Raw genomic sequence first — 14,219 nt, forward strand, 5'->3', positions numbered from 1 at the left:
CGGCGGACAGGCCGGGCAGCACCCGTCGCTCGGCGGACAGCAGCCCCTGACGCACCCGTCGCTCGGCGGACAGCCGGTACCGCAGCCCTCGCTCGGCGGACAGGCCGGGCAGCACCCGTCGCTCGGCGGACAGCAGCCCCTGACGCACCCGTCGCTCGGCGGACAGCCGGTACCGCAGCCCTCGCTCGCCCCGGGCACCGAGGGGGCCGGGCGCTCGTACGCCATAGGTGCCCCGGAACCCGACGCCGTCGAGGGTCCGGAGCCGCTGGACGGTCCCGGTGGGGCCGTCGAGGTCGCGGACACCCCGCGGCCGCAGCCGCTGGACGACGAGCTGCCGCCGGAGCCCCTGGACAATCCGCGCCGGCTGCTGGTGTGGCCCGCACCGGACATCACCACTCAGCAGGCGCTGAGCGACCGTGGCTACCGGCCTGTCATCGTGCACTCGCGCGAGGAGGTCGACGCACAGATCGCGGCCTTTCCCGCCGCGCTGTTCGTGGACCCGCTGACCGGGCCGATCACGCGGACGGCGCTGCAGTCGCTGCGCCAGGCCGCCGTGGCCGCCGAGGTGCCGGTGCTGGTCACGGCCGGGCTCGGGCAGGCGACGCGCGAGGCCGCGTACGGTGCCGATCCCGCCGTCCTGCTGAAGGCGCTGGCTCCGCGGGACAGCGAGCAGCATCCGCCGAGGGTGCTGCTCATCGAGGAGCACGCGGAGATCGCCCTCGCGCTGACCTCGACGCTGGAGCGGCGCGGGATGCAGGTGGCGCGGGCGGCGAACGACAACGACGCGGTGACGCTGGCGGGTCAGTTCCGGCCGAACCTCGTCGTGATGGACCTGATGCAGGTGCACCGGCGACGGGCCGGGATCGTCGACTGGCTGCGCGCGAACGGGCAGCTCAACCGCACCCCTCTGGTCGTCTACACCGCCGCCGTGGACCAGGCCGACCTGCCCCGGCTGGCCTCGGGCGAGACCGTGCTGTTCCTCGCCGAGCGGTCCACCAGCACCGAGGTGCAGAGCCGCATCGTCGACCTGCTGGCCCGCATCGGCACCAACTGAGGGGTCTCGTCCGCATCAGTCCGGGCCCGCGACGCCCGCCACGGCACCTCGCCGCGTCGGCAGTCCGGGCCCGCGACGCCCACCACGGCACCTCGCCGCGTCGGCAGTCCGGGCCCGCGACGCCCACCACGGCACCTCGCCGCGTCGGCAGTCCAGGCCCCCGACGCCCACCACGGCACCTCTCGCCGCGTCGTCGGATCACCTCCCGAGTACGCCCGGTACTCGGGAGGTCCTCCGCCTCGCGGGGCCCCGCACCGGACGCCGCAGCCTGCTCCGACCTGCTCCGGCCTACTCCGACCTGCTCCGGCCTACTCCGACCTGCTCCGGCCTGCTCCGGCCTGCCCCGGCCGACACTCGCCGGACGCCGACCGGGCGGCCGTACGCACGGCCGCCCGGTGGCGGTGTCGGAGCACGGCGTCCGTCAGATGCGGGTGACTTCCAGCTGGCCGTCCGCGTACTGCCGGCGCAGCACCTTCTTGTCGAACTTGCCCACGCTCGTCTTCGGCACCGACTCGATCACCGTCCAGCGCTCGGGCAGCTGCCACTTGGCGATGCGGCCCTCCTCGGCGAGGAAGGTGCGCAGGGTCTCGAAGTCCGCGGTGGCGCCCTGCCGGAGGACGACCGTGGCCAGCGGGCGCTCGCCCCACTTGTCGTCGGGTACGGCGACCACGGCGGCCTCGGCGACGTCCGGGTGGGACATCAGAGCGTTCTCCAGCTCGACCGAGGAGATCCACTCGCCGCCGGACTTGATGACGTCCTTGGCGCGGTCGGTGAGGGTGAGGTAGCCGTCGGGCGAGATGGTGCCGACGTCGCCGGTCCTCAGCCAGCCGTCCTCGCTGAACTTGTCGGCGGGGCGCAGGGGTTCGGCGTCGGGGCCGTTGTAGTAGGCGCCCGCGATCCAGGGTCCGCGCACCTCCAGCTCGCCCGCCGACTCGCCGTCCCAGGGCAGGCGTTCGCCGCCGGGGCCGGTGAGGCGGCCTTCGACGCCGGCGGGGAAGCGGCCCTGGGTGAGCCGGTAGCCGAACTCCGCCTCGGTGCCGACGGCGTGGGCCGGCGGGCGGGACACCGTGCCGAGCGGGGAGGTCTCCGTCATGCCCCAGGCGTGGCACACCCGCATGCCGAGCTTGTCGAAGGCCTCCATCAGGGAGGGCGGGCAGGCGGAGCCGCCGATCGTGACCTGGGTGAGCGAGGAGACGTTCCGGGGGCGTGCGAGGAGTTCGCCGAGCAGACCCTGCCAGATGGTCGGGACGGCCGCCGCGTGGCTGGGCCGCTCGCGCTCGATCATCTCGGCGAGCGGGGCCGGCTGCAGGAAGCGGTCGGGCATCAGCATGTTGACGCCGGTCATGAAGGTGGCGTGCGGCAGGCCCCAGGCGTTGACGTGGAACTGGGGGACCACGACCAGCGAGGTGTCCTGGTCGGTCAGGCCCATCGACTGGGTCATGTTCACCTGCATGGAGTGCAGGTAGATCGAACGGTGGCTGTAGGTCACGCCCTTGGGGTCCCCGGTCGTGCCGGAGGTGTAGCACATGGCGGCGGCCTGGCGCTCGTCCAGCTCGGGCCAGTCGTAGGCGGTGGGCCGGCCGGCGATCAGCTCTTCGTACTCGTGCACCTGCGCGCTCGCGTCCGCCAGCGGGCCGCGGTCGCCGGGGCCGGCGACGACGATGTGCTCCACCGTGGGCAGCTGGGGCAGCAGCGGCGCGATCAGCGGGACGAGCGAGCCGTTGACGATGATCACGCGGTCGGCGGCGTGCTGGATGATCCAGGCCAGCTGCTCGGCCGGCAGCCGCAGGTTGAGCGTGTGCAGCACCGCGCCCATGGACGGGATCGCGAAGTAGGCCTCGACGTGCTCGGCGTTGTTCCACATGAGTGTGGCCACGCGGTCGTCGGCACTCACTCCGAGTCCGTCCCGCAGGGCATGCGCCAGCTGGGCGCTGCGGGCGCCGACTTCGGCGAAGGTGCGGCGGTGCGGCTCGGCATCGCCGGTCCAGGTGGTCACCCGCGACGATCCGTGGACCCTCGACCCGTGGGTCAGGATCCTCGAGATCAGCAGCGGTACGTCCTGCATGGTGCTCAGCACGGCGTCCTCCCGGGCGACATCGCCAACGCGGTGGGTAGAGGTAGCGCTGATTCTGCGCACATACCGCGCGGTATGTCACTAGCCCAGGATGATCGATCACATGGCGTTCGGCGGAAATCCGCTAACGGGCCAGTACCAGCTCGGGGTCTTCGCGGAGTTTGCCGAGCGCGCGGGACACCGCCGACTTCACCGTGCCCACCGACACGCCGAGCACCTCGGCGGTCTGCGCCTCGCTGAGGTCCTCGTAGTAGCGCAGGACGACCATCGCCCGCTGCCGCGCCGGCAGCTTCAGGACCGCGCGCCACATGGCGTCGTGCAGGGCCTGCCGTTCGGCCGGGTCGTCGTCGCCGCGCACCGGCTCCGGCTCGGGCAGCTCGTCGCAGGCGAACTCGTCCACTCTTCGTTTGCGCCACTGCGAGGTGCGGGTGTTCAGCAGCGCCCGGCGCACATAGCCGTCGAGGGCCCGCTGGTCCTCGATCCGCTCCCAGGCCACGTACGTCTTGGCGAGCGCGGTCTGCAGGAGATCCTCGGCATCGCTCGGGTTCGCGGTCAGTGAGCGCGCGGTGCGCAGCAGGACCGGCTGGCGGGCCCGCACGTACGACGCGAACGACGAGTAGGTGCAGGTCTGCCGCGCTGGTGCGGCGGCGGCCGAGGCGCTGGTGCAGACGGGTGTGGTCATGCCTCCACGCTAGGAGCGGACCCCGCTCGGGCGGATCGGCCGCAGGTCCCGAAGCGGAGTCCCCCTCAGGTTGTAGGGGTGGGGTTCGCCGGACCTCCTGTAGGTGGAGTGCGGCTGTGTCCCGTCTGCGGGTCGGACCCCGAGAACTCAGCCGTCCGCCGTCAGGACCAGCCCCGATGTCGGCACCCCGGTACCGGCCGTCACCAGGGTCCGGGCGGCCCCCGGCAACTGGTTCACGGCCGTGCCGCGCACCTGCCGTACCGCCTCCGCGATGCCGTTCATCCCGTGCAGGTACGCCTCCCCGAGCTGCCCCCCGTGGGTGTTGAGCGGCAGCCGCCGCTCGGCCACGAACTCCGCCGCCTCTCCCCGGCCGCAGAAACCGAACTCCTCCAGCTGCATCAGCACGAACGGGGTGAAGTGGTCGTACAGGATGCCCACGTCGATGTCCGCCGGGCCGAGACCGGAGGTACGCCACAGCTGGCGGGCCACCGCGCCCATCTCCGGCAGTCCGGTCAGGCCGTCCCGGTAGAAGCCGGTCATCTGCTCCTGGGCCCGTCCGGCGCCCTGCGCCGCCGCCGCGACGACGGCGGGCGGATGCCGCAGCTCCCGGGCCCGCTCCACGGACGTGACGACGAGTGCCTGGCCGCCGTCGGTCTCCTGGCAGCAGTCCAGCAGCCGGAGCGGCTCGGCGATCCAGCGGGAGGCGGCATGGTCGGCGAGGGTGATCGGACGGCCGTGGAACCAGGCGGCCGGGTTGGTCGCCGCGTACTCCCGGTCCACGACGGCCACGTGCCCGAACGCCTCCGGCGTCAGACCGTAGGTGTGCAGATAGCGCTGGGCCGCCATGGCCACCCAGGAGGCCGGGGTGAGCAGCCCGAACGGCAGTACCCAGCCCAGCGCCGCGCCCTCCGCCGACGGCTCCCGGTGCTGCACGCCGGCGCCGAACCGGCGGCCCGACCGCTCGTTGAACGCCCGGTAGCAGACCACCACCTCCGCCACCCCGGTCGCCACCGCGAGCGCCGCCTGCTGGACGGTGCCGCAGGCCGCACCGCCGCCGTAGTGCACCCGGGAGAAGAAGGACAGCTCGCCCATCCCGCAGGCCTGGGCCACGGTGATCTCCGGGCTGGTGTCCATCGTGAACGTCACCAGGCCGTCCACGTCCGCCGGTGTCAGCCCCGCGTCGTCGAGTGCGGCGCGCACCGCCTCCACCGCGAGGCGCAGCTCGCTGCGGCCGGAGTCCTTGGAGAACTCGGTGGCGCCGATCCCGGCGACCGCCGCGCGTCCGCCGAGGGTGTCGCGGGTGTGCAGGCTCATCGGGCGGCCTCCGGGACCGTGACGGTCACCGTGCCCGTCACATGGTTGCCGAGGGCGTTGGCGCCGACGACGTGCACGGTGGCGGTGTCGCCGTCCACCGCCTCGATCCTGCCGGTCAGCACCATCGTGTCCCCCGGGTGGTTGGGCGCCCCGAGCCGGACGGCGACCTTGCGGAGCTGTGCCGTGGGCCCGAAGTGGTCGGTGATGTACCGGCCGACCAGGCCGTTCGTCGTCAGGATGTTCATGAAGATGTCCGGCGCACCCTTCTGCCGGGCCAGCTCGGCGTCGTGGTGCACGTCCTGGTAGTCCCGGGACGCGATCGCCCCGGCCACGATGAGGGTGCGGGTCACCGGGACTTCCAGCGGGGGCAGTTCGGCGCCCACGGTCAGTGCGGTCATGGCTCACTCCCCGCCCTCGACGACCCGGAACACGGGCAGGTCGAGCGCGCCGCCCGTGGTCTCGTACCGCCGGAACTCGACCCGTACGGGCAGCCCGATCCGCACCTTGTCGTACGGCACCCCCACCACGTTGCTCACCATCCGCACGCCCTCGGCGAGTTCGATCAGGCCGACCGCGTAGGGGCCCGCCGCGCCGGCGGCAGGATCGGTGAACGCCGGGAAGGACGGGTGGTGCATGACCACGTACGAGAAGACCGTGCCCTCGCCGCCGGCCTCCAGCGTGTCCCAGTCCGGACTTCCGCAGGCGTTGCAGCCCGGCAGCCACGGGTGGCGCAGGGTGCCGCAGTCCGTGCAGCGCTGGACGAGGAGCCGGTGCTCGGCCACGCCCTGCCAGAAGCCGGCGTTGTCCCGGTTGACCACCGGGCGGGGACGGGGCACCGGCGGTCTCCGGTGCGCGGGGGCGTACTTGAGGATGCGGAAGCGGTGGGTGCCCGCCGGCTCGCCGTTCGCCCGTACGTCCGTGCGGGTGGTGACGAAGTACCCGGTGCCCAGCTTCGTCGTCTTGCGGCCGGAGACCGCCTCGATCACCGTGTCGAACGCGATCTCGTCGCCCGGCCGCAGCGGCCGCAGGTATTCCTGCTCGCAGTCGGTGGCCACCACCGCGGTGCAGCCGGCCTCGTCCAGCAGGCCGAGGAGCCGGTCGTACGCGCCCGTGCGGCCCTGGTGTCCGGAGAGGCCGCCCATGGTCCAGGCCTGGAGCATGGTGGGCGGGGCGACGGCACCGGGCCCGGAGTAGGCCGGGTTGGTGTCGCCGAGCGCCTCGCACCAGTGCCGGATCATCGGCGCGTTCACGGGGTCCTTGCCCACGCCGGCGACGGCGGCCGGCTGTCCCTCGAACTCCTTGAGCCGGGCGCCGAGTTCGTCGTACGGCTCCGGCCGTTCCCCGGGTGTGTCCGGCTCCCCGCCCGCCGGACCCACCGCCTGCCCCGGGTCACCGCTCACCGCCACCCCCTTGCTCGTCGCTCCGGAACAGTTTCTGACTGTCCGTCAGATAAAGGAAGGTGTCAAGGCCGGCGCCCCGGCGGACCGTCCGTCCCGGAAAACGCCGGCGCGGCGGCACCGAAGCACCGCCGCGCGGACGTGTGACGACCCCGAAGCACACCCCACGAGCACCTCCTCAGGAAGGCACCCGCCCGAGGCTCACCAGAGGGGGGTGAAGTGGACGGCGACGTTCTCGTTGCCCTGCTGGACGGCCGTGAACGCGGAACCGTTGACCTGCGCGGTATTGCTCTGGTTCGAGGCACCGGTGCCGACCGCGTTCTGGTTCGTGGTGGACGAGTTGCCGTTGTTGTCGAGGCCGACCCCGCTGCCCAGGATGGCCGCCACTCCCGCGTTCGATCCGTCGTTCGCGAGGGCGCCGTTGTCCGCCGCCGCGACACCGGTGAAGAGGGCGGCTGCGAGCGGGAGAGCGGAGACGGCGGCTAGAACGCGAGCGGTACGGATGCGTGCCATGGTGTTCCTCCAGAACGAAGCACTTGGTGGCCGGAAGGCCGAAAGCATGTGACGTAGGGCTTGCGTCAAGGCAGTTGGCCGACCGCCTGGACTGTCGTGGACGACGTCGCGGAATCAGAGTTGCCCACCGCATCCCCGGCGAACCACCCCGGAAGCCGTGATTCGCACGCAAGCGTGATGACAAGTCGATAAACCCCTATTGCCACCTTTAGTGATCTCTCGCCCCGGCAGGGAGCAGCGCGAACTTTCATCCTGCGGGCGACACAAGGGGCGAATCGTTACGCCACTTTTCCGGCCAATCCGCCCCGCACCGGCGTGTCACTCCTGCCCGCCCTTCCCTTTTTCGAACGTACGTACGAACATGGAGTCATGGCCACCACCGACCGGCAGGCCACGACGCTGGCCCTCGCACACGCCCTGTCCGCCGCCGAACGCGGCCTGGCCGTCATCCCCCTGTCCCGCACGAAGCTCCCCGCCTTGCGCTCCCCCCACCACGACGACCCGGACCCGGCGGTACCGCCCTGCCACGGCGGGTGCGGCCGCTTCGGACACGGGGTGTACGACGCCTCCACCGACCCGGTGCGCATCCGCGAGCAGTTCGCCGCCGCACCCTGGGCCACCGGCTACGGCATCGCCTGCGGGCTGCCGCCGTACCACCTGATCGGCGTCGACCTCGACACCAAGTCCGGCACGGACTCCTCGGCCGCCCTGCGCGAGCTGGCCCTGCGCCACCTGTTCACGATCCCCGAGACGGTCGTCGTGCTCACCCCGAGCGGGGGCCGCCACCTGTGGCTGACCGGCCCGGCGGACGTCGTCGTACCGAACTCGGCCGGCCGGCTCGCCCCCGGCATCGACATCCGCGGCGCCGGCGGCTACCTCGTGGGGCCCGGCTCCCGCACCGACCACGGCGTCTACGCCACCGCCCCCGGCACCGCCGACCTCGTCCCCGCCCCCTGCCCCTCGTCCCTGCTGCGCCTCCTGGTGCCCCCGCCGCGCCCCAGCAGCCGTCCGGCACCGCCCGCCCACGGCGACCACGGCCGCGGGCTGGTCCAGTTCGTGCTCGCCGCGCACGAGGGCCAGCGCAACACCCGCCTGTTCTGGGCGGCCTGCCGCGCCTACGAGAACGGCATCGGCGCCGCCCTGGCCGACCCCCTCACCGAGGCGGCCCGCCACACGGGCCTGACGGAACGCGAGGCCCGGGCGACGATCGCCTCGGCGGCCCGCATGACGGGACACCGGCCGTAGTACGCATGGGCGCGAAAACCCCTGAAGGGGCGCCTCCTTCGGAGACGCCCCTTCAAGGACCAGCGGTGGGTGTGGGATTTGAACCCACGGTGACTCGCGCCACGACGGTTTTCAAGACCGTTCCCTTAGGCCGCTCGGGCAACCCACCTCGGCCCCGTCCCACCTGGGGCGGAGCGGCTACAGCCTACCGGCCGCGAGCGCCACGCGGGGGCCGTGGTCCACACGGGGTCCACCGGATCCGTCTCTTCGCCCATGGCACCGTTCCGCTCAGTACCCGAACGTTGCCGGCGTTCACGCCGGCCTGCCGACCGGGTCAGTTGTCGCCGACCCTCGAACCCAGCGTCAGTGTCACCGCGTGCTCCGCGCCGCCGCGCTTGTAGGTGATCGCCACCTTGTCACCCGGCTTGTGGGTCCAGATCTCGCCGATCAGGGTCGGGCCGCTGTCGATCACGTGGTCGTCGAGCTTGATGATGACGTCACCGGGCTTGAGGCCGGCCTTGGCCGCCGGGCCGCCCGACTCGACCGCGGCGGAGCCGCTCGCGCCCTGTTCGGTGATCTTGGCGCCGTCGGTGGAGTCCTCCAGGGAGACCGAGGCGCCGATGCGCGCGTACACCGGCTTGCCGGTCTTGATCAGCTGCTGGGCGACGTACTTGGCCTGGTTGATCGGGATGGCGAAGCCCAGGCCGATCGAGCCGGACTGGCCGGTGCCGAAGCCGCCGCTGCTGCTGGACTGGATCGCCGAGTTGATGCCGATGACCGCACCGGAGGCGTCCAGCAGCGGACCGCCGGAGTTGCCCGGGTTGATGGACGCGTCGGTCTGCAGGGCGCTCATGTACGACGGCTTGCTCGCGGAGCTGCCGTCGCTGGAGGCCACCGGGCGGTTCTTGGCGCTGATGATGCCGGTCGTCACCGTGTTGGACAGGCCGAAGGGCGCGCCGATGGCGATGGTCTCGTCACCGACGGCCACCTTGTCCGAGTCGCCGAGGGCGAGCGGCTTCAGGTCCGAGGGGGCGTTCTTGAGCTTGATGACCGCGACGTCGTAGCCCTGCGCGTGGCCGACGATCTCGGCGTCGTACTTCTTGCCGTTCGGGAAGGTCGCCGAGAGCTTGCCGCCGTCCACGGCCTCCGCCACCACGTGGTTGTTGGTGACGATGTGACCCTGCTTGTCGAAGACGAAGCCGGTGCCGGTGCCGCCCTCGCCGTTGTTGCTCTCCGCCTCGATGGTCACCGTGCTGGGCAGTGCCCGGGAGGCCACGTTGGCGATCGTGCCAGGCGCGCGCTTGACCTGGGAGGCGCTGCCGTCGGACGCCGAGACGGTGGTCGAACCCTGGTCGTCCCGGTCCTTGGCCAGGGTGTAGCCGAGGCCGCCGCCCAGGCCGCCCGCGACGAGCGCGGCCCCCAGGACCGCCGCCACGAGTCCGCCGCGCCCGCTGCGCGGCTTGGGGGCGGGCTGCTGGTACGCGGCGCCCCAGCCGGCCCCCGGGCCGCCGGCTCCGCCGTCGCCGTACGCCGGGGACGGGGGTGCCCCCTGCTCGAACGGAGTCGAGGGGTGGGGGGACGGCGGCGGGGGCGGCCAGGTGCCGTCGGGGGCCGGTCCGGGCTGATACGCCGGGACCTGGCCGGGCGCGGGAGCGGCCGCCGCCGAGGGTTCCTGGGGCACGGGCGGGAACTGCGCCGTCGGCTCGTTCCCCGCGGGCGCGGGGCCCTGCGGAGAAGCCGCGGGAGAGGCCACCGGCACGGGGGGTGCGGACGGGGCCGGAGGTACCACGTTGCCCTCGTTCTCGGTGCTCACAGGTCTTCTCCTCGATCCACGCCTGCTGTCGTCGGTCGCGCTGGTCTGCGGTCAGCTTTTCCCACGGGCCGTCAGAGCACCATAAGCGGTGGCTGTGGGTCCGGCGGTCCTCTTTATATAGGACCTTCAACGCAAAAGTTACATAAATGATCAGGGTGTACGCCCCTGTTCGTCACAGGGACGCATACGCGCCGCCACATGTACCCGGCGACGGTGGCACCATGACGCGGTGACCCACGCACCACAGCACTCCATCCAGGTCGTCGCCCACCGAGGCGCCTCCGAGGACGCTCCCGAACACACCCTGGCCGCCTACCGGAAGGCGATCGAGGACGGCGCGGACGCCCTGGAGTGTGACGTACGGCTGACCGCGGACGGCCACCTGGTCTGCGTCCACGACCGACGGGTGAACCGTACCTCCAACGGCCGCGGCGCGGTCTCCGCGCTGGAACTGGCCGATCTGGCCGCTCTCGACTTCGGCTCGTGGAAGACCCGCGAGGCCTGGCGCGGACGCGACGAGGAGCCCGACTGGGTGCACCGGCCGGAGGACCGCGAGGAGACCTCCGTCCTCACCCTGGAGCGGCTGCTGGAGCTGGTCGCGGACGCCGGGCGGCGGGTGGAGCTGGCCATCGAGACCAAGCACCCCACGCGCTGGGCGGGCCAGGTCGAGGAGCGGCTGCTGACCCTGCTGAAGCGTTTCGGCCTGGACGCGCCGGCCTCGGCAGCCGAGTCCCCGGTGCGCATCATGAGCTTCTCGGCGCGCTCGCTGCACCGGGTGCGTGCCGCGGCGCCGACGCTGCCGACGGTCTACCTGGTCCAGTTCCTCTCGCCACGGCTGCGCGAGGGGCGGCTGCCCGCGGGCGTGCACATCGCGGGCCCCTCGATCCGCATCGTGCGCAACCACCCCGGCTACGTGGAGCGGCTGAAGCGGGCCGGCCACCAGGTCCACGTGTGGACCGTGAACGAGCCCGAGGACGTGGACCTCTGTGTGGAGATGGGCATCGACGCCATCATCACCAACCGCCCGCGCGCGGTGCTGACGCAGTTGGGCCGCTGAACTCGTCGCGGACCCGCTGCCGGGAACTCGTTGGCCGACCCGCTGCCGGGAACTCGTGGCCGATCCGCTGCCGGGAATCCGACGCCGGCCACTGACCGGGAACTGGTCGCCGGCCCTTGGTGAACCGGTCGCCGATGGACCGCCTGTACGACGAGCGGGCCGCCTGTACGACGAGCGGGCCGCCGGTACGAACGGTCGATTCCGGCCAGGAACGAGCAGCCTCAGTACAGGCTCCATCACAGGGAGTGCTCCGGCGCGTTCGCTGTGTGCACGGCCGTTCCGAATGCGTCAGCGGAAGTGGATTGGCCGGTTTCCGGTTCAGGCCAATGGGGCATCCACACCGTGGCGTGGGGCAAAGGAGGTCTCGGGGGTGGCGTTGGTGGTGGCACAGGAGGTGCCGACGTCGTCGAGCATGGCCGTACCCCACGGCCCTGCGGGCGTGGGCAAGGCGCGGCACCGGATGCGGGCGCAGCTGCGCAGCGGTGGTGTGTCGGAATCGGTCATCGACGATGCCGTACTGATCCTTTCGGAACTGTTGAGCAATGCCTGCAAACACGGCCGGCCACTGGGCGACGCGCCGGCGGGGGACGGTGACGTCCGCGCCGCGTGGCAGGTGGACACGCGCGGGCGGCTCGTCGTGGAGGTCACGGACGGCGGCGGTCCCACCCGCCCGGCGCCGGCCACCCCGTCGGTCACCGCGCACGGCGGCCGCGGGCTGAACATCATCACGGCGCTCGCCGACGACTGGGGCGTCCGGGACGACGTCCGGGGCGAGGTGACGGTCTGGGTGCTCGTCCACGAGAACGTTCATGATCCCGACGCCGGGTGCCACCGCGACGCTTTCGCTACGCGCGTCACGCATTCCGCACTGCCGGACATGACCCTCACCGACCTCACGCCTGCGGACGTGTCGCTGCCCGATCTGAGCCGTCCCGATCTGGGCCGTCCCGGTCTGGGCCGTCCGGACGTGTCGCTGCCCGATCTGAGCCGTCCCGATCTGGGCCGTCCGGGTCTGGGCCGTCCGGACGTGTCGCTGCCCGGCATGACCGTGCCCGGTATGACCGTGCCGGACCTGTCCGGCCTGGACTTCCCGGACGCGTTCGAGGACTTCGACTGAGCCGCGGCGGCATCGGGCCGCTGTCCACACGTTCACACCTCCGGCGTCGAGCGCGCGTGCGTTGTCCACAGGTTCCCGTCGGTCATGGCTCGAACGGCTAGGCTCCCGCCGTACCAGAAGAGCCGTAACCGGGAGACCCCACCATGGCCAAGAAGCGCCCCCAGACGAAGGCCAAGCCGCAGCTGATCGACGGGGAGATCCCGGTTGTCGGCGCCCGCGAACCCTGCCCCTGCGGCAGCGGCCGGCGCTACAAGGCCTGCCACGGCCGGGCCGCCGCGCACGCCGTGACCGAGCTGGTGCAGCGCCCGTTCGAGGGTCTGCCGAGCGAGTGCGACTGGGTCGCGCTGCGCGAGCTGGTCCCGGCCGCGACGGTCGAGCTGGCCCTCGAGAACGGCCTGCCCGAGGGCGTCCCGTCGGTCACCCTGGCCACCGTGCTGCCGATGGCCTGGCCCGCACTGCGCCGCGACGACGGCTCGGTCCTGCTCGGCCTGCAGAACGACACGGCGTCCGGCGACATCAGCCGCGACCTCGCCGACACGCTGCTGCGCGCCCTGGAGGCCGAGCCCGGCACCCCGGTGCAGGGCCGCCGCGCCCCCGCCGACGGACCGCGGCTGCAGGACCTGCTGGATCCGCAGGGTGCTTTCGAGCCGGTCGTGCACAGCGGCTTCGAATTCTGGGTGCCGGACGCGGAGAACGCCACGCCCGAGGTGACCGCCTCCCTGGAGCGGGCCAACGCCGCCGCCATCCCGACCGTGAAGCTGTCCGGGGTGGACGCCGCGTACTGGTGCGAGACCCCGGAGAAGAACCACCTGCGCTGGGTCATGCCGCACCCGGAGGAGCAGCTTCTGGACGCTCTCGCGCGGCTGCACGCGGCGGGCGGCTCCAGCCTCGGCGAGGGCACCCGGCTCGTCGGCTCCTTCCGTGCTCACGGGCTCACGGTGCCGGTCTGGGACCTGCCGAGCGGGGTCACGGCCGAGGACGTGGAGAAGCCGGCCGGCGAGTTCGCCGAGCGCCTCTCCGTGGCCCTCGCGGCCACCGAGCCGCTCACCGCGGACGAGCGCCGGGCGCGCGGGGGGCTGACCAACCGGCAGGTCACGCTCAGCTGACACTCGGACGCGTGTCTCACGGCTGAACGGTCGGTCAGCCGTGAAGCCGGTCCGCACAACAGGTGACTCCTGTCACAACTCCCGGCTTCGTCTGGGAAATCGGTGTCCGAATAGGCAAGACCGAATTTGCGAACCGCCGATCTCTTGTTACCGTTCCAGTAGCCCGGTTGCTGGTGCATCCCCCGTCGCCAGCAACCGGGTCTTTCCATGTCCGCGCGCGGTGTACAGCGCGCCGCCGGACGTCAATGTCCCGGGACGCCGCAGGAGTTGCCGCCTAGGAGTTGCTGCCGGAACGGAGCAGCAGCGCCCCTTGTGCGCCGCGGGCCGCGAACTCGCTGACCGCCGTGTAGGCGTCCGGTCCGCCCAGACTGTGCTCGCGGGGCGTCTCGCAGGTGGCGGGCTCGTCGTCGGCCCCGGTGACACAGCGCATCTGCACGGCCCGGCCGCCCGGCCCCATCAGGCTCAGCACGGAGTCCAGCGACTCGCCGGTGACGTTGCGGTAGTAGGTGCGCGCCCAGGTGTCCTCGCCCTGTGTCAGCACGCAGGTCTGGGCCTCGATGCCGTCGGGTGAGGTGAGTTCCGGTCCGCAGCGGGCCGCGGTGGCGAGCCCGATGCCGAGCAGGAAGGGGGAACGGCCGGCGCTCTTCGGCCGGGGCTTGGCGTCGCCACGGGGAGCGGCCGGTGCGACGGCCCGCCGGCCGTCGCCCACCTGCCCCGCGGACGCCACGGCCAGCGGCAGCGCGGCCACGGCCACCACGACGCCCACCAGGGCGAGCAGACGAAGCCTTCGGGTGTCCCCTCCGCCGCGGTGCGGCTGTGGGGCGCGGTGTCCCCCGGAATGACGCAGCATGTGCGGAAGATAACGAGC

12 protein-coding genes, 1 tRNA gene and 1 pseudogene are annotated in these 14,219 nt (G+C 72.4%); 5 read left to right on the forward strand and 9 right to left on the reverse strand.

Annotated elements, in window-relative coordinates; genetic code table 11:
- On the forward strand, window positions 1-1,054 hold a 1,054-nt coding region (locus tag ACZ4SF_RS21750), incomplete at its 5' end, for a response regulator (protein ID WP_468386852.1).
- A gap of 421 nt (window positions 1,055-1,475) precedes the next feature.
- Here the strand turns inward: ACZ4SF_RS21750 and ACZ4SF_RS21755 are convergent.
- The 6 genes from ACZ4SF_RS21755 to ACZ4SF_RS21780 all read right to left on the reverse strand — a co-directional run bounded on the left by ACZ4SF_RS21755 (window position 1,476) and on the right by ACZ4SF_RS21780 (window position 7,034).
- Entirely contained in the window at window positions 1,476-3,131 is a 1,656-nt protein-coding gene (locus tag ACZ4SF_RS21755) for a long-chain fatty acid--CoA ligase (protein WP_468386854.1), read from the reverse strand.
- Between the two features lie 121 nt (window positions 3,132-3,252).
- On the reverse strand, window positions 3,253-3,810 hold the full coding sequence (locus ACZ4SF_RS21760; RefSeq protein WP_468386857.1) for a SigE family RNA polymerase sigma factor: 558 nt from the start codon (window positions 3,808-3,810) through the stop codon (window positions 3,253-3,255).
- Between the two features lie 147 nt (window positions 3,811-3,957).
- Window positions 3,958-5,124, reverse strand: a complete 1,167-nt coding sequence (locus ACZ4SF_RS21765; RefSeq protein WP_468386859.1) for a lipid-transfer protein — start codon at window positions 5,122-5,124, stop codon at window positions 3,958-3,960.
- Window positions 5,121-5,513, reverse strand: coding sequence for a MaoC/PaaZ C-terminal domain-containing protein (locus tag ACZ4SF_RS21770; RefSeq protein ID WP_468387579.1), 393 nt, complete (start codon window positions 5,511-5,513; stop codon window positions 5,121-5,123). The genes ACZ4SF_RS21765 and ACZ4SF_RS21770 overlap by 4 nt, the downstream gene beginning before the upstream one ends.
- A gap of 12 nt (window positions 5,514-5,525) precedes the next feature.
- Window positions 5,526-6,500 carry a bifunctional MaoC family dehydratase N-terminal/OB-fold nucleic acid binding domain-containing protein gene (locus ACZ4SF_RS21775; protein WP_468387581.1) on the reverse strand — a complete coding sequence of 325 codons (975 nt, stop codon included), beginning with the start codon at window positions 6,498-6,500 and terminating at the stop codon, window positions 5,526-5,528.
- Window positions 6,501-6,722: 222 nt separating this feature from the next.
- On the reverse strand, window positions 6,723-7,034 hold the full coding sequence (locus ACZ4SF_RS21780; RefSeq protein ID WP_468386862.1) for a hypothetical protein: 312 nt from the start codon (window positions 7,032-7,034) through the stop codon (window positions 6,723-6,725).
- A 369-nt stretch (window positions 7,035-7,403) separates the two neighbouring features.
- Between ACZ4SF_RS21780 and ACZ4SF_RS21785 the strand changes: the two genes are divergently transcribed.
- Entirely contained in the window at window positions 7,404-8,279 is an 876-nt protein-coding gene (locus ACZ4SF_RS21785; protein WP_468386865.1) for a bifunctional DNA primase/polymerase, read from the forward strand.
- A 63-nt stretch (window positions 8,280-8,342) separates the two neighbouring features.
- Here the strand turns inward: ACZ4SF_RS21785 and ACZ4SF_RS21790 are convergent.
- Both ACZ4SF_RS21790 and ACZ4SF_RS21795 read right to left on the reverse strand, forming a co-directional pair.
- A tRNA-Ser gene (locus ACZ4SF_RS21790) sits at window positions 8,343-8,427 on the reverse strand.
- 165 nt (window positions 8,428-8,592) lie between these two features.
- Window positions 8,593-10,071, reverse strand: coding sequence for a S1C family serine protease (locus ACZ4SF_RS21795; protein WP_468386868.1), 1,479 nt, complete (start codon window positions 10,069-10,071; stop codon window positions 8,593-8,595).
- A gap of 229 nt (window positions 10,072-10,300) precedes the next feature.
- Here ACZ4SF_RS21795 and ACZ4SF_RS21800 point away from each other — a divergent pair, with 229 nt between their 5' ends.
- The 3 genes and pseudogenes from ACZ4SF_RS21800 (at window position 10,301) to ACZ4SF_RS21810 (ending at window position 13,351) form a co-directional block, all read left to right on the forward strand.
- A complete protein-coding gene (locus ACZ4SF_RS21800; protein WP_468386871.1) occupies window positions 10,301-11,128 on the forward strand; it encodes a glycerophosphodiester phosphodiesterase in 828 nt (275 codons plus the stop codon).
- Between the two features lie 283 nt (window positions 11,129-11,411).
- Window positions 11,412-12,032 (forward strand): annotated as a pseudogene (locus tag ACZ4SF_RS21805) (ATP-binding protein); the annotation flags it as partial.
- A 356-nt stretch (window positions 12,033-12,388) separates the two neighbouring features.
- A complete protein-coding gene (locus tag ACZ4SF_RS21810) occupies window positions 12,389-13,351 on the forward strand; it encodes a DUF5926 family protein (protein WP_468386874.1) in 963 nt (320 codons plus the stop codon).
- A gap of 274 nt (window positions 13,352-13,625) precedes the next feature.
- Here ACZ4SF_RS21810 and ACZ4SF_RS21815 read toward each other — a convergent pair whose 3' ends face one another.
- The gene (locus tag ACZ4SF_RS21815; RefSeq protein ID WP_468386876.1) at window positions 13,626-14,201 is read right to left on the reverse strand and encodes a hypothetical protein; all 576 of its coding nucleotides are present in this window, start codon (window positions 14,199-14,201) and stop codon (window positions 13,626-13,628) included.
- Window positions 14,202-14,219: the final 18 nt, after the last annotated feature.

It is taken from the genome of Streptomyces sp. NPDC027663 (genome assembly GCF_055566415.1).